General features: G+C 56.5%; 21 protein-coding genes. 11 read left to right on the top strand and 10 right to left on the bottom strand.

Going from position 1 to position 19,725, the window contains the following annotated elements; all coding sequences use genetic code 11:
* The 4 genes from GA615_RS25760 to GA615_RS25745 form a co-directional block, all read right to left on the bottom strand.
* The coding region (locus GA615_RS25760; RefSeq protein ID WP_152054223.1) for a ParB/RepB/Spo0J family partition protein at positions 1-746 on the bottom strand (746 nt) is incomplete at its 3' end.
* The gene (locus tag GA615_RS25755; protein WP_161602567.1) at positions 739-1,542 is read right to left on the bottom strand and encodes a ParA family protein; all 804 of its coding nucleotides are present in this window, start codon (positions 1,540-1,542) and stop codon (positions 739-741) included. The genes GA615_RS25760 and GA615_RS25755, both read right to left, overlap by 8 nt.
* Positions 1,543-1,683: 141 nt before the next feature.
* The gene (locus tag GA615_RS25750; protein ID WP_161602566.1) at positions 1,684-3,084 is read right to left on the bottom strand and encodes a replication initiator protein A; all 1,401 of its coding nucleotides are present in this window, start codon (positions 3,082-3,084) and stop codon (positions 1,684-1,686) included.
* Between the two features lie 961 nt (positions 3,085-4,045).
* Entirely contained in the window at positions 4,046-5,131 is a 1,086-nt protein-coding gene (locus GA615_RS25745) for a hypothetical protein (protein ID WP_152054220.1), read from the bottom strand.
* A gap of 423 nt (positions 5,132-5,554) precedes the next feature.
* Between GA615_RS25745 and GA615_RS25740 the strand changes: the two genes are divergently transcribed.
* Positions 5,555-8,116 (top strand): hypothetical protein, encoded by a 2,562-nt coding sequence (locus GA615_RS25740; RefSeq protein WP_152054219.1) that lies wholly within the window; start codon positions 5,555-5,557, stop codon positions 8,114-8,116.
* Positions 8,117-8,125: 9 nt separating this feature from the next.
* Positions 8,126-8,488, top strand: a complete 363-nt coding sequence (locus GA615_RS25735; protein WP_152054218.1) for a hypothetical protein — start codon at positions 8,126-8,128, stop codon at positions 8,486-8,488.
* On the opposite strand, the gene GA615_RS28790 is transcribed toward GA615_RS25735, so the two are convergent.
* Both GA615_RS28790 and GA615_RS25725 read right to left on the bottom strand, forming a co-directional pair.
* Positions 8,460-8,711, bottom strand: a complete 252-nt coding sequence (locus tag GA615_RS28790) for a recombinase family protein (RefSeq protein WP_201750322.1) — start codon at positions 8,709-8,711, stop codon at positions 8,460-8,462. The genes GA615_RS25735 and GA615_RS28790 overlap by 29 nt on opposite strands.
* A 69-nt stretch (positions 8,712-8,780) precedes the next feature.
* Positions 8,781-9,344 carry a recombinase family protein gene (locus tag GA615_RS25725; protein WP_152054216.1) on the bottom strand — a complete coding sequence of 188 codons (564 nt, stop codon included), beginning with the start codon at positions 9,342-9,344 and terminating at the stop codon, positions 8,781-8,783.
* 215 nt (positions 9,345-9,559) lie between these two features.
* On the opposite strand from GA615_RS25725, the gene GA615_RS25720 reads away from it, so the two are divergent.
* Genes GA615_RS25720 through GA615_RS25710 form a run of 3 tightly spaced genes read left to right on the top strand, consistent with a single transcriptional unit; the run spans position 9,560 to position 11,916 of the window.
* Positions 9,560-9,919: a WGR domain-containing protein gene (locus tag GA615_RS25720; protein WP_152054215.1), complete on the top strand. Its 360-nt coding sequence runs from the start codon at positions 9,560-9,562 to the stop codon at positions 9,917-9,919.
* Between the two features lie 33 nt (positions 9,920-9,952).
* The gene (locus tag GA615_RS25715; protein WP_152054214.1) at positions 9,953-11,395 is read left to right on the top strand and encodes an SIR2 family protein; all 1,443 of its coding nucleotides are present in this window, start codon (positions 9,953-9,955) and stop codon (positions 11,393-11,395) included.
* Between the two features lie 29 nt (positions 11,396-11,424).
* A complete protein-coding gene (locus GA615_RS25710; RefSeq protein ID WP_152054213.1) occupies positions 11,425-11,916 on the top strand; it encodes a TIR domain-containing protein in 492 nt (163 codons plus the stop codon).
* 6 nt (positions 11,917-11,922) lie between these two features.
* On the opposite strand, the gene GA615_RS25705 is transcribed toward GA615_RS25710, so the two are convergent.
* Complete coding sequence (locus GA615_RS25705; protein ID WP_152054212.1) at positions 11,923-12,372, bottom strand: type II toxin-antitoxin system VapC family toxin; 450 nt, start codon at positions 12,370-12,372, stop codon at positions 11,923-11,925.
* Position 12,373: 1 nt separating this feature from the next.
* Positions 12,374-12,694: a type II toxin-antitoxin system ParD family antitoxin gene (locus GA615_RS25700; protein WP_152054211.1), complete on the bottom strand. Its 321-nt coding sequence runs from the start codon at positions 12,692-12,694 to the stop codon at positions 12,374-12,376.
* A 263-nt stretch (positions 12,695-12,957) separates the two neighbouring features.
* Between GA615_RS25700 and GA615_RS25695 the strand changes: the two genes are divergently transcribed.
* The 6 genes from GA615_RS25695 (at position 12,958) to GA615_RS25670 (ending at position 18,759) form a co-directional block, all read left to right on the top strand.
* On the top strand, positions 12,958-15,804 hold the full coding sequence (locus GA615_RS25695; protein ID WP_152054210.1) for a class I SAM-dependent DNA methyltransferase: 2,847 nt from the start codon (positions 12,958-12,960) through the stop codon (positions 15,802-15,804).
* A gap of 2 nt (positions 15,805-15,806) precedes the next feature.
* Entirely contained in the window at positions 15,807-16,841 is a 1,035-nt protein-coding gene (locus GA615_RS25690; protein WP_152054209.1) for a PIN domain-containing protein, read from the top strand.
* A gap of 120 nt (positions 16,842-16,961) precedes the next feature.
* On the top strand, positions 16,962-17,102 hold the full coding sequence (locus GA615_RS28335; RefSeq protein ID WP_235905679.1) for a hypothetical protein: 141 nt from the start codon (positions 16,962-16,964) through the stop codon (positions 17,100-17,102).
* On the top strand, positions 17,099-17,626 hold the full coding sequence (locus tag GA615_RS25680; RefSeq protein WP_152054207.1) for a CRISPR-associated protein Cas4: 528 nt from the start codon (positions 17,099-17,101) through the stop codon (positions 17,624-17,626). Before GA615_RS28335 ends, GA615_RS25680 begins: the two co-directional genes overlap by 4 nt.
* A gap of 74 nt (positions 17,627-17,700) precedes the next feature.
* Positions 17,701-18,243, top strand: a complete 543-nt coding sequence (locus GA615_RS25675) for a hypothetical protein (RefSeq protein WP_152054206.1) — start codon at positions 17,701-17,703, stop codon at positions 18,241-18,243.
* A 9-nt stretch (positions 18,244-18,252) separates the two neighbouring features.
* Positions 18,253-18,759 carry a hypothetical protein gene (locus GA615_RS25670; protein WP_201750321.1) on the top strand — a complete coding sequence of 169 codons (507 nt, stop codon included), beginning with the start codon at positions 18,253-18,255 and terminating at the stop codon, positions 18,757-18,759.
* Positions 18,760-18,812: 53 nt separating this feature from the next.
* Here GA615_RS25670 and GA615_RS25665 read toward each other — a convergent pair whose 3' ends face one another.
* Entirely contained in the window at positions 18,813-19,022 is a 210-nt protein-coding gene (locus tag GA615_RS25665; RefSeq protein ID WP_152054205.1) for a hypothetical protein, read from the bottom strand.
* Positions 19,009-19,524: a hypothetical protein gene (locus tag GA615_RS25660; RefSeq protein WP_152054204.1), complete on the bottom strand. Its 516-nt coding sequence runs from the start codon at positions 19,522-19,524 to the stop codon at positions 19,009-19,011. Before GA615_RS25660 ends, GA615_RS25665 begins: the two co-directional genes overlap by 14 nt.
* Between the last annotated feature and the right edge of the window lie 201 nt (positions 19,525-19,725).

Below are 19,725 nucleotides of genomic sequence, written 5' to 3'. Positions count from 1 at the left end.
TTGCCTTTGAGCTGGCGCACGGCCTTGGCCGTCTGGTCGCGGGTGAGCTTCTCCTTCACCACGCGATTGGCGAGTGCCACCTGCTTCTTCGGGTCTTCCAGCTTCTGGATTTCGTAGGCGGTGCGGGCCGGAAGCGCCTCTTCGGCCACCATCTGCCGCACTTCCTCCGGCTGCTCCAGCAGGCTTAGGGCCTGGGTGACGGTCGAGGCAGAGATTTTGAGCGACTGGGCCAGTTCCTTCGCGTTCCAGCTGTTGAGCCGCATCAGCTCCTGAAAGGCGCTGGCCCGCTCCAGCGGCTTTAAGTCCTCGCGCAGGCAGTTTTCGATGAGCTGCGTGCGGCGGATGTCGCTTTCGGTGAGGTCGCCATCGAGCACCATGCAGTCGATGGTTTCCAGCTCGGCAAGCTGGCAGGCCCGGTAGCGGCGCTCGCCGCTGATGATGACGTACTGCTCAAGGCCCTCGTCCCAGCGGACGTTGATGGGCTGGAGCTGCCGCTCTTTGATGCTCTCGGCGAGATGTTGAAGCGCTTCCGGGTCAAATTCCTTCCGCGGCTGCTTCGGGTCCGGCGTGATGCGGTCGAGCCGGATGGCGGCCACATTGCTGAGCGCCCGGCGGCCTTCGAGCTTTCGCGGCGGCTTCTGCTGTTTGAGGAAGGACAGATCCCCCGAGCCGGCTTTGCGTGAGCCGAGCGACTCCAGCCGGTTGACCTGGCCCTGCTCGCGTGCGGTGGTCTTAACCTCATCCATGAGCGGTAACCCTTTCGGCGGGCGTTTCAGCCTCCCGGCTGGTGCGGGCGATGATTTCTTCCGCGAGTGCCTTCATGGCAAGCGCGGCTGCGGATTTCGGGCGGAAGAAGGAAACCGGCTTACGGTGCACGAGCGAAGCGGTGAAGGTGGCGGAATCCGGCACCATCTGCTCGAAGACGGCATTCGGGAAGGCTTCGCGCAGGTCCCCGGCATAGTCACGGTGGGTGGCCCGCCGCTTGTCGTACATCGTAATCAGGTAGCCGAGGATCTTCAGGTCGCCGTTATAGGTGACGGCTTCCTTCACGACGTGATTCACGTCAACGAGGCCCTGCACCCCGAAATCTTCCGTCTGCACCGGAACGATGGCGTAGTCGGCGGCAAGGAGCGCCGTCCAGCTGCAGAAATAGAGGTTGGGCGGCGAGTCGATGAGGATGAAGTCATAGCCGTCGGTGCCGGCAACGAAATGCCGGAGCGCTTCGAAGTCGTACGGGGCGGTGTGCGGCGGGTTGACGTTGTACGGGTCGTATTCCTGCGAGGTCGGCACGATGTCGATGTTTTTAAATTCGGTCTGGACGATGAGCGTCTCCGGCCCGGCCGGTATCGCGTCGTCGTAGAGCGCGGCAAGCGTCGCTTCCTTGGGCAGCGATTCGACCGCCTCGGTGCCGAAGAATCCGCGGCTAAGCGAGCCCTGCGGGTCGTTGTCGATGAGCAGGACGCGGTATTTCAGCTTCGCGAGGGCCCCGGCAAGGTGAAAACATGAGGATGTTTTTCCAACGCCCCCCTTCTTGTTCAGCATGGCGATTGTGGTAGCTGGCATAGCGATTGGCCGGGTCAATTTGTCTTAAATTTGTTGTTTACCATACACTTAGGGCGAAACTCCTGAAGTAAGGCTCGAACCATTCTTACCCCGCTTTCAGCTTTGCGTCCAGACCGAATATCACGGCAGCCGGCCCTGTTCTTTCAGGAGCTTAAGCGCATATTGCCGGTGGCGGTTGGTGCGGGCCAGCCGGGCGAGGGCGTGATTGCCGCGTTCGAGCGCGAGGTCCTCTTCCGGCGCTTCCTCGCGTGAGCGTGCGTCGTGGGCTTCGAGCTGCTCAGGAGAAAGCCCTTTCAGATAGGCGGTGACGGCGTCGCTCTCCGCCAGTTCACGCTCCCGGGTTTCCTGCCGGCGGCGCAGCTCCTCCTCGGCCTTGCGGGCCTGAAGCTTCTGCTTCTCCTCGATGCGGCGTCGCTCTTCCGGCGGCTGGTAGCCAGCCGGGGTGGCATAATTCCGCCGGATGGACTCCACGAGGTAGCCGCCCGGGCTTTTGGCGACGCGCTTGTCTTTGCGTTCGGTCAGCCAGCGGAGGATGTCGAGCTTGGCCTCGATGTGCTCCGCCGGATGCTGGCCTGCCAGTTCGCGTGCGGTGGCTTCGGTCACACCGCAGGCGATGAGTTCCTGAGCCAGCGGCGGAAGCGGATCGGCGGCCGGCGGCGGTGCAGGGGGGGGCTCGGCGGCGGGAGCGGCGAGCGGTTTGCCGCCCTGGTGGACGAAGCGGATGGTCCACTTGCCGCGGGCCTGCTTCTGGTAGCGCTGCTCGCGGGAAAGAGGCTTCAGGAAACCGATGGCTTCCAGCTCCGCGATGGCACCGGAGAGTTTCTCGCGGAGTTTGGAGGCGTCTTTGTAGTTCCGGCTCAGGCCCACCCGGTCGAAGGCGATTTCATGCAGGTCGAAGGTCCAGTCGGGCCGGAGGTAGAACCGCTTGCCGAGGAAGCGGTAGAGCCGCTTCGAAATCGAGCTGTTGAGCGCGAAATATTCATCGAGGTTCAGCTCGCGGAGGTTGCCTGCAAGGCAGCTCTCGAGGAAGATGCCGTTCCAGACGAAGAAGGAAAGCGGCAGCTCGGTCTGCCCCCTCGCCCGCGCTTTCTTGCGGGCGTCGTTATCGACGATGATAACGGATTCGAGAATGTGAATCTTGGCGCTGGTGTGGATGTTGTGCTGGCGGTCGTACCAGCAGCGATCGTAGAGCAGCTGCACGCCCTGCCAGCGGGTCAGGGATTCATCGAGCCGGCGGTAATAGGTCTTGGTGTCCGGCCAGCGGAGCAGCTTTAAGAGCTCGTAGCGGGTGAAATAGACTTTGATTTGCCGGGAGTTGTCGCCGTCGCGGCGGAAGCCGGTCTGCCGTTTGGTGAGATACATGAGCGCGACGATAACGTCGCTGTCGGCGGCGGTGGGCAGGCCGTAGGCGTCGCTGCCGGTGATGGTGAGCGTGCCGTTCTGGTCTTTGAAGACGAGGGTTTTCATGCCCTCGGGCGCACGGTCGGAAAGCAGCGTGATCGGGAATTCGGCAAGATTCATCTCGTCCCGTCCCATGAGGACGGGTGAGGTTTCCTGCTCTGTGGTCCGGATCGGCTTCATGCATGCAACCATGACTCATTGAAATTAAAAAGCAACTACTAACTGGATGGCCAGCAGCTTAGCAGGGAAATTCGGGTGCCGCCACCTAGTTGTAGTTTTCATAGTTTAGCTAAGTTTTATAGTTTCCGGCGGCCAAGGTGCTGAACCACAAAGGCTTTATGGCGGCAAACCTCCCCCGGATTACGGTAGTTCCACCCTCAGTTTACGGTACTCCCACCCTCAGATTACGGTACTTCACTCCCCCGTTTTACGGTAGTTTCCACCCTCAGATTACGGTAGCGCCGCTCCCGAAACCTCCCCCGTTTTACGGTAGTGGACGCGCAGGCGCTGCTGTTCAGAGATTCCCTTAATGGAACAGACGGTTAGCGCCCTGCTCCCGGCCGGAAGATGACCGGCTGCGGAAGACCCGGCGAAGCCAGCCGGAAGGGGGGTGGCAGAAACCACCCTCAGATTACGGTAGGGGGTGGGCAAAGCGGCGGTCACCCTGAGCTTCAGGCTCCCCTCGCCCGGTTAACATAGTGTTAAACAATTTGTGGCAGCATAGGGAGCGTGGGAGTCTGGCTCCAGTTTGGTGGGCTCAGTTCACCGGTTGACCAGAGTGTCTATGTAAACTTATTAACCAATTATTCCATAATACGAGTTCCGCGACGACGGGTGGAATTCGTCTGGTCAAGGGTCAGGATGAAATGGTCAGCCCGAAAACCGGCAGAAGCTTTACCAGTTTGCGGTACTCTGACCCAGCCAAACCGGCAGAGAGTTTGCCATCACCGCCGTTAGTCTGGGGGAACCGGAGGAACGGGGAAAACTTCTATAGTACGAGTTATGCAACTCCGTCCTCTGTCATCTCCATCCATATACTAAGAATTTTGTGAGCAAGTGCATCCGGCGCATGGGCACCCGGCTACATTCGCGCGTCACCTTCGAGGGTGATTCTACGTCGCAAGCCTTCGATGGCGAGCGAGGTGAAGGAGGTTCCCTGGTCATCGAGTTCGAGGATTTCCAGGTTGTGGACCGGCAGCCGGTTGCCGGTGGGGCGGAAGCCGAGCTTCAGGAGCCGTGCCCTGTTGACCGGGGTGCCGGCGAAGCTGAGGATGCGGATGGGGCATCCGAGGTAGGGCACCGGCGATTCAGGCAGGGAGAGCCTGGCCACCTGCAACAGCAGCGTATGGAGCTGCCGGCCTGTACGCTTGCGAATCTGGGGATAGTCTGCGTCCGAGCGCTCGGCTTCGGCTTCAAGGAGGAATGACCGCGAAGGGACCGCCAGGTCATCGGCCGTGAGTTCATAATCGAGCTGTCTTCCTGCCCGGACCGCCGCATAGGCATCGTCGGTAAGCGGGAGGACGCAGCTGCATCCGACCCGCTGACGGTTCACGACGGCGAAGGCCATGGACCAGTGTGCTTTCCGCCACCAGGCGACCGCCCGTTCGAGATAGGCATCGCGGCTGAGTCCGATGATGGCCTCGGCCGCGGTGATGGCTTCCGCATCCGCCAGGGCAGCGTCGCGGGTGACATGACGTCCGACCGTTGCGAAGATCATGGCGACGGCCGTGGCCACATCTTTCTCATCGCGGCAAAGCGTACCTTCCCGGACCAACTTGCCGACGAAGCGGCTGAAGACTTCGGCAATACCGACGATTCCTTTGTCGAAGATGTCTTCGCTCTCAGGCGGAGGGGCCGGCGCAGGCGTCAGGGGGCCGGCAATCCGCTCGATGATGTCATCGTCGGTCAGCGTTTCGATCCCGCCAAGACGCTTTGCCGTGAAGTAGGCGCTCAGGGTTGATTCATTCCGCATGAGGCCGACCAGAGCGCGGATGTATTTCTCAGGGACGGCTGCCCCTTCCTTCATGCGGGCAACGATTGCTTTGTCGCCGCCGCCCAGATCCTTCAGGGCTTTGGGGAACCGCTTCCCAGGCGGCCAGCCGAGACGTTCGGCAAAGAGCCGGAAGTCTTCAGTCAGTGCCCGGTACTGGGTTGGCGCTGGTGGCACAAGAGCCTCGGGTACGGAGCCGGCGGGCGCTGCCGGAGCCGGGAAAAACTGGCAAGAATGGGGAATGAAGGCAGAGAAAGGACTCGACTATAGGAATAGGAGCCCGGTAGCATCAACCGCACTTCCGGTCATTGGCCGCGAAACATCCGGTGATTGGGAGAGCACTCCCTCCGATCTATTCTTGGAGACGACGATGAATTGGGCACGGGTGTTCCATTGCGTGATTGCATCAATTTTCATGGTTTCTTTCGCCGGCTGTTCGAATGGAGGGTCGCCTCCGGAAGAAGCGCCGCCCCCCGATGCCATCACAATCGATGCACAGGAGTCCGCAGGCAGTGGCGAGATGTAAAAGATGCTAAGATTGTATCAGATGCTGATATTTTTTCCACTAGGCCAGCAAATGTCTCACCCGAGATATCAGCGATGCAAATATTTCGCCAATTCGTTCCTAACTTTGCCCTGATGGTTGTGATCATTATCACTGGGTTCTTCTGCATCGCTCACTCAGCGAATGCCGCTCTCCCCGTGGCGACTGCAGTCCAAACTAAAGACAGTATTGATAAAAACAGTATTGAATACAAATCGTGTTTTATGCTCTATTTCTTGGACCATATGTACAGAACTTGGCCTTCATCCGAAGCAGATGCGGTGGTACTCGAGGATTGGCTCAGGGGAAATTATAACTTGCTAGGTGGGATCATTGGTCACACCAGACCAATCGATAAATACGACAGAGAAATTATAACTTTATATAGCGAATGCGAAAGCCTCATTAACGAGTATTATGCATTTTTAGATATGGCAGGGATTATACATATTACCGGGCATAAACCAAACGATGGTACTTCAATTGCTATTGACGCAATTGGACGCGGCATGGAAGCAACTGCATTTATCAAAATGGCAGGAACTGTTGGTGTCGGCACCGCTGCGGTCTTTGGTATGACTGCAGTGGCAGCAGCGCCGGTCACTGCACTGGCACTTACGGGAGGAGTCATTGTAGGCGTTGCCTCTGGCTTGGCGGAATCAAACGCAAATCGTGTAGCCCTGGAGAAAATGGATGAAGAAAAACGCAGAACACTTCAAAACATGGCAAGGCGATTAAACAACAAATTTACTTCAAATTATATTCGAACTCAAGAGTCGACGAAAGTGCTGGCAGAGCAATTTGGCTGGGAGAAGATCACTGGTTATCAGGAACGCTTACATTTCTCCCCTAACTCGGAAATGCGGTGGGAGAACCCATTCGCATTGATGGCAGATGCTGGAGATCTGTCCAGAAGCGATGAAGATGAATCTGCATACCAGCGCATGCATCGAGCCTTACAGTGCGAACGTGCGGCCTCGCTTGTTCCGAGCGCAGAGGTATTCGACTCAGTTCGTGCAGGCTTCCTCGCCGTCGCAGCGTCCTATGCCTCCTCAGCGGCTAGCATTAGATTTCGCGAGGTGGGAACTCTTCAGAGAGATGGCATTCGCGATGATGCAATTAGGATTAATCGAGCGGCTCTTCAGGCACTCGTCGATTTGGATGATAACCCTTCTACTAACAAGCACTTGCCTGATGTAAGATTTGGACTCGCGTCTTGTTACTTGGCAGTCGATGACCACGCATCGGCACTTCGCTACGCCAACCAGGCACTCGAAGAAATGCGTAATGACAAATATTTCGCGTATTTTTACTCGTGTGTTATGTCCAGACGGGGAAACTTGGATAGCTCATTAAAATGGCTTCAGCACGCTTACAACCATGGGTTTGCCACCACATCTTGGGTGTTCGATGACCCAAGAATGCATGCAACCAGATATTGGAGGGTGATGGAATATTATCATATTGTTTATCCGAAGCATTCAATTGATGTTTCTCGCGCGATTCTTGGTGACGATACTGCAACCATCAAAAACAATAGCATGTACGATATACATGACATTGACATTATGTTTGAGTATAAATGTAACAGGAACGAGGGACAGGAAGATCCGTGCTTCAGCAAGTTGCTGTGGACTGATGGCATTCTCGCAGGCAGTCAAGTTGACTTCAAGGTCGGGCTCCCGTGTCCAGAGGTTGGAACGAGCAGCACTAGGCTCACCAAGTGCCGGGAGACGGACTACGATCACGATTTTGCTGCAGCATACTCTGAGGCACATCTTAATGATAATGAATGTTACAAAATAGGAAATTTTGAATTTAAATATCATTTATACAAAGTAGATGAACTTCATTTCGGAGAGCAAAGCAAAGATCTGAAGCGTCTCAGGGATGTAGCCGCCCACATTAGTGGCAAGTCCCATGCAGCCAATACCACCTACATAAGAAGCGAGCTTGCACAAGGGCAGACGGCCCTGATGCAAACACACGAAATAACCACAAATCGATACACTACCATGGCTGTCCATCGTGGATTGGATGGCGATTGGTATGTTTCGAGCGACATGATCGCTTGGAATCCGATGGATCGTCGCGAAGAATTCTACACAGGGGGTCCCAATCTCGCGGGCATCCTGACTTACGCTCAGGCGGTATTGCCAGGACACTGGGCAGATAATATTGATTCCGAGCGTCAAGCCATCCGTGAAGATAGTACTTTTTGTTACCGATTCCTAGCTTTCGAAAGTTATAGACCAATCGTTACTTCAATTCGTAGCGGGAGTCTTGCTGAAAGGCTTGGAATTGAACCCGGTGATTATATTAAAGAATACAATAAAAATAATTTGTACTGTTTGCATTATACTTGCGATTGTGTTGCCGACGCTGTGGAAAGTGGAAAAACCTCAAATACCGTCTCCCTTGTCATTGAACGCCAAGGGAAGATCAAGGAATTTACGATACCTGGAGGTTCATCCCTTGGAATCAGTTTTGAACGCATTTGGAATCCAGATGCTGTGCAACAGATCCAGCATCAACCTGCCGAGGGTCGTTCTCCAAGGCCGCTTAACCCTTTGCTGATCGATCCGCAGCTGCTTGACAATTTGAGGAGAACTGGTTAAGATTCAATTATGAATAATACTAAACATAACATGAGGGCTGAAGCTCTTGGATCCGCCGGTATGATGTTCGGGGCCGTAGTGGGAGGTATGGGCGCAGTTCTTACCCTTGGTATGCTCGGAATCGGCATTACTTCTTACCTCGCCTTGGCCATTGGCTTCGCTGGTTTTGCTGCGGGTGGTATTATTGGTAGTATTGCTGCTAGAAAACTTTTTGGTGGCAAAACTGATAATCATCCTGGATTCAGTAGCAATGACTCAAGTCGAGTCGAGCTTTCACCAGAAGAATCCTGCGGTGTTTCTCATCAGATTACAGATAGTATAGTTCCAAATGTGACTCCTCTCCCTAAAAGGGGAGCGGATCGACCATTGTGAACTTCAGCAATTTTGAATTTCGTTTAACATTTAAATATGTATTAATTTGATACAAGATGTCTCGCCCGAGCACTCGCTTCACCTGCACCTGATTCCACGGCATATCTCGCCGTGTCGTATACCCCTCACCGTTAAGCCACCCGGCGATCTGCCGCAGCGACAGCCCTTCCGCCCGTAGTTCCGCCAGCTTCGGAGCGAGGTTAAAATAGGCCTCCGCCGCCATTTGTCTGGACATTTCCCCTGCCCGCTTGGATGCCTCTGGATTGGCTCCGCCGGCTCCCGGCCTGGCTCGTCACGGGACAAGGCTACTTTCCCGCACATACGCATAAAGCGTCGGCTTGCTGATGCCGAGCATGGCACAGATTTCCTTAACCGCGTGTTTCTTTTCCTCGTAGAGCCTAACCGCCAGTTCCCGCTGCTTCGCGTCCTTCTTCTTCGGCCTGCCGCCCTGCCTGCCGCGTGCCCTTGCCGCTTCCAGCCCGGCCTTGGTCCGCTCCCGGATCAGGTTCCGCTCGAATTCCGCAAGCGCCCCGAAGATGTGGAAGATGAGTTTTCCCCCGGGAGTCGTGGTGTCAATCGCTTCGGTCACGCTCCTGAAACCGATCCCTTGTTCCTCCAGCTCGCTCATCAGCTCGATGAGGTGCTTGAGCGACCGGCCAAGCCGGTCGAGCCGCCAGACCACAAGCACATCCCCTTTGCGGAGCTGCTCCCTCACCTGCTCCAGGCCGGCGCGGTCGCGGCGGGTACCGCTCATCCTGTCGACGATGATCTTCTCGCACCCTGCCGCCTTCAGCGCATCCTGCTGGAGGTCGAGGTTCTGCTCCAGGGTCGAAACCCGTGCGTAGCCAATGTTCATAAACCAAATCCCATGTAATCGCGGCAAATCGATAAGAAACTCGTCGCAAGCTGCCGTAACTTTACCTTGATTTCCTGACTGACTTACTTTACACCAAAAGGCAAGGAAAATCGATCGGGCAGGGTGCCTCCGGCTTGCGGTAAAGAAAACCCTCGTTTTCTTTACCGAAAGGAGAAGGGGGTGCCGTGCTGCCGGGCAGGGGAGGGAACCCGACCATGAACGTCTTTGCCGCCACCCTCGAAGCGTGCGATCCGGCACGCGGCCGCTACCGTGCTTACCGGCTCGAAGCGGGCACCGACTTGTTCGGCACCTGGCTGGTTGACGTGACCTATGGCCGCATCGGGGCGAGGGGGCGCACCATCCGCTATCTGGCCCGGGATGAAGCGGAAGCGCGGAGGCTGGTGCGGCAGAGCCTCAGGCGGCGGGGTACCGCCCGGAAGCGTATCGGCGTCGGATACGAGTTGCGGGAGCTGGTGGACCCGGAGGGTTGGGTGGTAAAGCAATGTGACCTAGCTTCCTGGAATCTGCAGAAGACGCTTATGGCGGCATCCTCGATTGCACGGTATTATGGCTGAATAGAATCGCTATGAGTGCACGGGATTTAAAGTATGTCTGAAATTGGACTTCCGGAATTTTATGATAACTATGTGAAGTCTCTGACGGACGGAACTGCTGCGCTTTTCGCCGGAGCAGGGCTCTCGCGGCCGGCCGGTTTCGTCGATTGGAAAGGGTTGATGAGGGAGATTGCGAGCGATCTCCACCTCGACATCGATATTGAGTATGACCTTATAGCTATTGCTCAATATCACCTGAACAAACGCCGGACACGTGCGACTTTGAATCGCAAACTGGTTGAGGAATACACTGAGGATGTGCGGCAGACGGAGAACCACAAGCTGATCGCGAACCTTCCTATCCGCACGGTCTGGACGACGAATTACGATAAGCTTATCGAAAATGCCTACGAAGCCGCCAGAAAGCGAGTCGAGGTTAAAACCGACCCAAAAAACCTCGTTCCATTGAAGCGGCGCGTTGATGCGATGATCTACAAAATGCACGGAGATGTATCGTCGCCTGACAACGCCGTGCTCACAAAAGAGGATTACGAACTGTACAATGTGACCCGGCAAGCTTTCACACAAGTTCTTGAAAGTGATTTAATTTCGAAGACATTCCTGTTTCTTGGATTCAGTTTCACTGACCCTAATATTGATTACATTCTTAGTAGAATTCGTGTTTTGGTCGGTACCGGCAGGGACCACTACTGCATCATGCGTCGTGAGCCCAAAAGGAAAGGGCTCAGAGGAAAGCAACTCGCGGAATACGAATACGCTCAAAGAAAGCAGCAGCTTCGAATCGACGACCTGGGCCGGTACAATATCAGAACGATACTCGTGGATGAGTATGCAGAGGTTACCGGCATTCTCAAGGAGCTGAACCGGCGGGTGCATCTGAACGATATTTTCGTCTCAGGTAGCGCTTTCGACTATGCGCCACGCGGTCAGGAGGAAATCGAAAAGCTCTCTCGTCGAATAGGCGAAGAAATAATAAATAACGGTTATAATCTTATATCAGGGTTTGGATTGGGGATTGGCAGCTTCGTCATTGTCGGTTCCATGGAGGCCGTTTATCGGGACGACACGACTCACGCTGATGACCGGTTGGTGCTAAGGCCATTCCCACAAGGAAATGCTCCGGCCGGTATGACAGTCCAGGATTTCTGGGAGAAATACCGGCGTGACATGCTCTCGAAGGCTGGCTTTGCCATCTTCCTATGCGGTAACAAGCAGGATGGAGAGGGAAAGCCGGAGCTTGCGGGCGGTGTGATGCAGGAATTTGAAATTGCAAAGCAGTTGGGGGTCTATCCGATTCCCGTTGGTGCGACAGGGCATGCGTCCCGCGAAATCTGGAACATCGTAAACGATAACATCGACGACTATTATCCTGGGTTCAGCATCAAAACGAATTTCAAAGTATTAGGTAATGAAAAAAGTTCAAACGATGATATTATTGAAGCTATCTTCGCCATTATCAAACGGGTGAGGCGTTAACGTCCGGAACTTCATCAGGAGGGCCCTTCATGGCCAGAAAAGTATTCTTCAGCTTTCACTACGACCGTGACATCTGGCGTGCCAGTATCGTCCGGAACCACGGTAAGTCGAAAGCCGACATCGAGAACCGAGGCTATTGGGACAGGTCGCTCTGGGAGGAGGCCAAAAAGAAAGGCGATACGGCTATCAAAAGGATGATCGACGACGGGCTCGTTGGTACTTCCGTCACCGCCGTTCTCATTGGCTATGAGACATGGCAACGGCCCTGGGTAAAGTACGAGATCGAGAAGAGCTACGAACGTGGAAACGGCCTGTTCGGTATCTACGTTCATGAAATTAAGGGTCAGGACGGCCGCACAGATTACCAAGGCCAGAATCCCTTCGATCACATCAAGGTCAAGCAGGGAAGCATTCTTGTTCCTATGTCGCAATTATTTCCGACGTATCGGTGGGTTGCCGACAATGGCTTCCTGGGCTTTGGTGGATGGGTTGAAGCAGCCGCGAAGGCCGCGGGGAAGTAGACTCTGTCAGGGATACATGGTCGGGTCATCCACAGACATGCCTGATGCGGTGGCGGCTGCGTTGAGTTCCTGATCGGCAGAGATTAGCGTAAGCGTCGGCACTCGGGCGTGAACCTCGAGGGCAGCCGCCAGCTGTACGGCGTCGTAGCCGCGCAGGCCATGGGTTCGGGCAAGCTGTGCGGCCTGCACGATCAGGGCGGCGGTGATTTCCATTGGCAGGTATTGCCGGGCGAAGTCGAGCTGGAAATCAGCCAGAGCCATAGCGGCATCCGCAGGGGCGATGCTTCCGCCCCGTTCCCGTCGCGTGATCGCGGCGACCATCTCAGCGAGCGTGATGCGGGCCAGAAACAGCGTATGGCCTGCCGCAGGCTGGCAAAATGACTGCAACCATGCAGTTCCTGTTTCCTGAACGTATCGTTTGACCAGAGCACTGGTGTCCAGAAAGTAGAAAGCCACGTCAGCGGCGCTCGCGGATGACGGTTTCGGAGAGGGGCTCGCCCTGGATGGGGACGGCTCTCCGGCTGGCGTAGGGCGTGAGATCGGTAATGGGGAGCCGGATTTCGCTCAGCAATCCTGCTTCCTTCAGGCGGCGCTGGGCATCGAGGCTGGCCTTCTGGTCTTCCGTGAGCGGTGCTCCGCTCTCAGGCGATGATGCCTTGTCCTGCTCCTCAAGCAGCCGCAAGGCTCGCTCGATCACCTCCTCGGCGGACGAATAGCGGCCGCTCTGCACTTTGGAGCGGATGATGTTTTCCGAGTTTTCAGTAATATGAACATTCATGGCAATGGTCCTCTAACCTGCCTTCAGATTAACACAGCCGGTCTAAATTGCCAATACTGCCGGAGTTACGATGCAGGCTCATGCCGGGAGAATCCCGGAGGGCAGGCATTGTGGCTTACGATCCACGCATGGTTTGACCGCGGGAGAATCCGGCGGTATCATCGCAAATCCTGTCTGCTCAGGGGTTTGGCAGCGAACCCCGGGCCTGCTTTGTACGCTGCCGCGATGAATTCTATGCCCGTTAGCCTGAACCGATACCGCCCATGAGCACGACCGTCGAGCCGATTCGCACCTTCGTCGATTATGCCCGCACCCTGAGGGGCGATGAGAAAGGCGAGGCCCAGGTCTTCTGCGACCGGCTGTTTCAGGCGTTCGGACACGGCGGATACAAGGAAGCCGGAGCCACCCTCGAATTCCGCGTCAAGGCCCGGGGCAAGAGCACGAAATTCGCCGACCTGCTCTGGCGGCCGCGGCTGCTGATGGAGATGAAGAAACGCGGCGAGAAGCTCCAGCAGCACTACACGCAGGCGTTCGAATACTGGCTGGAGCTGGTGCCCCAGCGGCCCCGCTACGTCATCCTCTGCAACTTCGACGAATTCTGGATCTACGATTTCGATTCCCAGCTCAACGACCCGGTAGACCGGATTGCCCTCGAAGAGCTGCCGCACCGCTACACGGCGCTCAACTTCCTGTTTCCCGAGGACCGGAAGCCGCAATTCGGCAACAACCGCGTCGATGTCACGCGGGCGGCCGCTGACAAGGTGGCACGCGTCTTTAACTCGATGGTCGGCCGTGGCGAGGCGCGGGCGCGGGCCCAGCGCTTCGCCCTGCAATGCGTGGTCGCCATGTTCTCGGAGGATGCCGAGCTTCTGCCACGCGGGCTCTTCAGCGAGCTGCTCGCCGACTGCTTCGGCGGCGAGAGCAGCTACGACCTGATCGGGGGCCTGTTCCGGCAGATGAACAACCCTGAGCCGGCCCGGGGCGGCAAGTTCAAAAACGTCCGCTACTTCAACGGCGGCATCTTTCAGGTGGTCGAGCCGGTCGAGCTGGTGAACGACGAAATCACCCTGCTCCAGTCGGCGGCTGAAGAAAACTGGAGCAAAGTGCAGCCGCCCATCTTCGGCACGCTGTTCCAGAGCAGCATGGACAAGCAGGCCCGGCACGCCTTCGGGGCGCATTTCACCTCGGAAGCCGACATCCAGAAGGTTGTGCTGCCGACTATCGTGCGGCCGTGGCGGGAGCGCATCGAGAGCACGAAGACGCTGAAGGACCTGCGGCAGCTACTCGAAGAGCTGCGGGATTTCCGGGTGCTCGATCCGGCCTGCGGCAGCGGAAATTTCCTCTACGTCGCCTACCGGGAGCTGATTCGGCTGGAACTGAGCCTGATGGCGAAGATTCATGCCGAGTTCGGCCGCCGGGCTCAGCAGGCGGTGGGCACCCGCACGCAGGTGAGTACAAAGCAATTCTTCGGCATCGAGAAAGACGCCTTCGGCGTCGAGCTGGCCAAGGTGACGCTTATGCTCGCCAAGGAGCTGGCCATCGACGAAAGCCGTTCGTGGATCGACTCTGAACAGCTCGACCTGCCGATCGAATTCGATGCGGCCCTGCCGCTCGACAACCTCGACGCAAACATCATCTGCGAGGACGCACTGTTCTGCAAATGGCCGAAAGCCCAGGCCATCGTCGGGAATCCGCCCTATCAGTCGAAAAACAAAATGCAGCAGGAGTACGGCCACGAATATGTAGAAAAGGTGCGCGATCGTTATCCTGAGGTGCCGGGCCGGGCAGATTACTGCGTCTATTGGTTTCGCCGGGCGCATGACGAGCTGCCGAAGGGCGGGCACGCCGGCCTGGTCGGCACCAATACCATCCGGCAAAACTATTCGCGAGAGGGGGGGCTCGATTACATCGTCGGCCATGGCGGAACGATTACTGAGGCTGTCTCAAGTCAGGTATGGTCGGGCGATGCTGTCGTTCATGTGTCCATAGCAAATTGGGTGAAGGGCGATGCTGAGGGGAAAAAGAAGCTCTTTACGCAGATTGGCGATAACAGAGACAGCCCGTGGGAAGTGGTCGAGGTTGACCGGATTGGACCGGCTCTTTCCGCGTCGCATGATGTAACGCAGGCTGAAAGGCTGCAAGCCAACATTGACTCCGGAGCATGTTATCAGGGGCAGACGCACGGAAACGAAGGGTTCCTGCTGACGGAGGAAGCAGCGAAGGAGCTAACGAAAGACCCTGCCTCGAAGAATGTCATCCATCCTTACCTGACTGGCGATGATCTTCTGACGCATGGGGCACCCTCCCGCTATGCCATCGATCTTAACCATTGCGATGACCTGATTGGCGCAATGAAGCATGGCAAAGCGTTTGAGCACGTCAGAACATACGTCATGCCGACTATGAAAGAGAATGCCGAGAAAGAGCGGGAGGCGACAGGCAAAGATAAAGGGCCGCGACAAAACCATTATCAGCGTTGGTGGAAATACTGGAGAGGCCGCCCCGAGATGATTGATCGCCTGGCGACTCTTCCGCGTTACATAGGGTGCGCCAGGGTGACCAAGCGTCCGATATTTTCATTCATCGACGCGAGGATACACCCGAACGATGCCTTGCAGGTGTTTTCTCTGGCGGACGATTATTCATTCGGAATTCTTCAGTCGAACATCCATTGGGCGTGGTTTGTTGCCCGGTGTTCTACGCTGAAGGGCGATTTCCGATACACTTCGGATACCGTATTTGATACATTCCCATGGCCCCAATCCCCCTCGCTCACGCAGGTAAAGCAGGTGGCCGCTGCTTCCGTCGCACTGCGCCAGCTTCGGAGCCGCCTTATGGAAGAGAACGGCTGGAGCCTCCGGGAGCTGTATCGGACCCTCGACGTGCCCGGTCGTAACCCGCTGACAGCAGCACAAGACAAACTTGATGGCGCTGTCCGTGCTGCCTACGGCATGAAAGCCAAGGACGATCCGCTTGCCTTCCTGCTCAGCCTGAATGCTGAGCTGGCCGATTGCGAGGAGAGCATGCGGCCGGTGGTCGGGCCGGGGCTTCCGCCTTCGGTCAAGGATGCGGCGGCGTTCATCACCGAAGACTGCGTGAATGTGAGCTGATAATGTTCAAAATCATGGCAGATACTGATGTCTGGCTGAACATGGCGAAGGAGCCTCAGCAACAGCTATTGCTGAGCGTTCTGGAGGAGCTTGTGAAACGGCAAGAAGTCGGAATCCTTCTGCCTGCCGTTGTCATCGATGAATTTCAGAGAAACCGCCAGCGGATCATCGATGACAGCCGGAAAAGCCTCTCCAGCGTGTTCAAGCGGGTGAAAGACGCTGTGGACAAGTACGGCGATGCAAGCTCAAAGAGAGAGGTGCTGGAGCAACTCAACGACATTGACCACCGGCTTCCGACGCTAGGGGATGCCGTCGCCGAATCGATGACGAGAATTGAAAAACTATTCAAAACTGCGGCCATTTTAGAAGTAAGCGAGCCGGTGAAGTCTCGTGTTATTGACCGAGCGTTGCAGGTCAAAGCTCCATTCCACGGCAAAAAGAACAGCACCGGCGATGCCGTTATCATCGAAATCTATGGTGAATGCGTTCAAGGGCAGGAGTCGGCTGGGCATCGATTTGCCTTTGTGACCAACAATCACAACGATTTTAGTAATACATCAGTCAACAACAATGAAGCTCACCCTGACATCGCGGAATTCTTTTCCAAGAGAAATTCAAATTACTTTATTAACATTGGCGACGCATTGCGTATGGTGCGGCCTGATCTAGTTTCTGAGCTAATGGCGGAACTGGGCGAGTGGGAGCAGCCGCAACGATCGCTTTCTGAGCTAATCGAAGCCGAGGGCGAGCTATGCGATAAAGTCTGGTATAATCGTCATATGGTTCGTCGAGAAAAAATAGAATCAGGTGAAATTGAACTTGTTGAAAGAGAAACATTCCCTTCAATCGCTGGTAAAGAGCGGCCGATTCAACGTGATATTTGGGAAGGGGCATTGGAGTCAGCTCGAAAATTGGAAGCGAAATACGGATTGGAAAACCTCGGTCCTTGGGATAATTTTGAATGGGGAATGATAAATGGAAAGCTCTCCGCAATTCGCTGGATTTTGGGTGATGAATGGGATGAGCTTTACACTTAAACAGTGGCGGAAGTTGTGACAGAATTAATCTCTGCCCATGAAATCGCCAGCTTCGCCTACTGCCCGGAGCAATGGCGTCTGCAAGAGGGCCTGAGGCTTCCGCCGGCGAACCGGCGGGAGATGCAGGCCGGAACCCGGTACCATAAGCGGAAGGCCGCCGTCGAGGCGGTCGCCGGCTCGTCGATCGGCCTGGGCTGGGTGCTGGCTGGCTGTGCCCTGCTGCTGGCGGCCCTGGTGCTGCTCTGGACATTGTGGCGATGAGCTTTCCCCTCTGGCTCGGGCTTCTGCTTGCCCTCTGCCTGCTCGGTATTGGGCTTCTGCTGGTGCGGGCCGGCAGAGGGCTGCGGCAGAAAGCCGGGCTTGAGGCAGGCCGCACGGTTTCGCTCGACCAGGTGACGCTCACTTCGAAGCGGCTCGGGCTCACCGGCCGGCCCGACCGGATTGTCCGGCAGGGCGATAGCGTCATCCCCGAGGAATGGAAATCCGCCCGAACGCTTCGGCCCTGGCACAGGGCTCAGATGGGCGTGTATTTCCTGCTCATCGAGGACCGGCTCGGCCGCCGGCCGTCGCACGGCTTCATCGTCCTTGGCGACGGCACGCGATGCCGCATCGAGAACACGGAGGCACTTCGGGCTCAGGTACTTGGCATGGCCGAGCAGATCAGGGCCATACGGCAGGATCTGGCTACGCCAGCCAGGGTATTTCCGAAGCCTGCGCAGTGCCGGCCCTGCGGGATGCTGCCGCATTGCGGCCAGGCAGCTCGAACGTCGAAACTTAGTCGATGAAATCCGAAATATTAAAAGTTGCCAATAAATAGTAGTGCATGTAGCTTAGGCGGGATGTAAGTCGGGAGAACGCGATGCTGAAAAAACTGATTCCCCTCTGTTTGCTTGCCCTGGCGGCCTGTACTAATAACCCCATCCCTGCTCATATGATGGAACCGAGGGAGCAATCCTTCAAACAGGTTGACGGAAATTATTATCTCAAAGGAAAACTTGCGATAGGAGACGTGATCCGAAGCCTCGAATGGCAGGAAGACGACCCGTTTTTCAACAATCTCCCATTTGCCTTGCAGCGTGGGTTCAACGCAGCGGGCCTACTAAACCAGAATGCCAGCGATGCTGAGTATCATCTCCTGAGTGACATCAAAGATTTTCAGATGCCAAGCTGTATGTTCGGAAGCTGCGAAACAGGCTGTGCCGTGGAATATACGCTGGTCGAAGCGAAGTCCGGCGATCCGGTCTATCGTGAGCTTGTGGTTGTACCGCATACGTCGGAATATCCCCTCTTTGGTGCGAACTCGACGATGGTGATATATGAGGCAGCCGGTGGTGCTTTCGGTGAAAACATTGCCCATATCGCACAGTCGCTGGCCCGAAAAACAGAAGCAGATATTAGGTAAGGATTTATTATGCGTTACGTTGTAGTACTTTTGGTTGCCATTTCACTGGCCGGATGTGCCAAGCAGCAGGGTCAAAATCAGTACCGATATAACGAGGTTGGCCAGTCGGTGCTGGTCGATTTCGGCACCATCGTCGATGTTCGGGAAATCGATATCACCGGTCGCAACACCGGGGCAGGAGCTACCGCAGGTGCGCTAGCCGGAGGTGGGGCCGGTGCCTACGTTGGTGACGGCAGCGGGCAGATTTGGGCAGCTGCCGGTGGAGCGCTTGCAGGGGCAATCATTGGTGCAGCGGCAGAACAAGCGGCGGCCGACTCGAAGGGAATTGAGTACACAGTAGTGACTGAGCAGGGCAAAGCGATGACGGTAGCCCAGAATCTAAACTCCGAAGACAAGGTACTGGAGAAAGGCCAGCGCGTCATGGTGCAGACTACTGGCTCCTATCAGCGTGTGCTTCCGGCGGATCACCTACCTGAAGAAATCAAGCGGCCAAAGGGCATTAAGGTAGTTGACTAAGCTCTTGACGCCTCAGGCGGTGCTGAATCAGTATCCTCCCGTCGTTTGGTCGTTTATTCCCGAAGCACGAGGAGCGGCAGCGGCATCGCCTTCAGGCTGAGCCCCGGCCGGAAATGCTCTTCCATGCCCATGCAAAGCTTTACCCGGGCGAGCTTCGCGTCGATGCGGGCCTGCTCATCCTGCTCTTCGCTGCGGTAGTGCCGGCGGTATTCGGCGAGTTCCTCCGGCGGAAGCTGCGAGTCGCTGAAATCAAGCTCCTGCATCGCCTGCCTGCCAGTCGGCCGCCCTGGCCGGGTCGAGCCATTCGCCGACGCCGATGGTCCAGCTGCAGACGAGCGGCAGCTCCTCGCCGATGGGCAGGCGATACAGCGAGATGTTCCGGCATGCGTCGGGGCTGGTCGGGTGAAAGGCCGCGCCGGGCTCGGCGTGGATGTCATCGTCCGTGAGCCGGCTGCCGCATTCGCAGTGATTCATCAGATAGGCGGTGCCGCTTCCCTCCTCGCGGTCCGGATACCAGTTTGGGAAGCGGGCCCGCAGCAGCGCGAGCAGCTGCTCCGGCACTTCCGCGGCATGGGTGAGCACGATGAAGCGGTCGAAGAAATCGCCGTCGCTGGCGTCGTAGAGGCCGGAAGCGGCGAGCGTGCAGACGCCGGTGGCGGAGCCGCAGTTCGGGCAGGTTTCCGGGACGCGGAGCACGTAAAGCGGCGGCTGCGCCCGGGAAGGCCCGGTTTCTTCGTCTTCGTTGTCGTTGGCTGCGTCGAACATGCCTAAAGCGATACTCCGGTATTCAGGGCCGGTCAATCGCCGGAGCGGCGTTTACCCTTCCGGGTATGCCCAGTCCTTAAACCGTTACTGTACCAGTCATTCAACTAAGACGTGCATCTGCTGCCCTCGCCGCGAAAGCGGTTTCACCGTGAAAACCCCGCGGTTTTCCTAGAGGTTTACCGCTAGGGCATCAGACTGCTA

The organism is Tautonia marina (assembly GCF_009177065.1).
In the GTDB taxonomy this organism is placed as follows: Bacteria; Planctomycetota; Planctomycetia; order Isosphaerales; family Isosphaeraceae; genus Tautonia; species Tautonia marina.
This window is presented reverse-complemented; position numbering and strand designations above follow the sequence as displayed.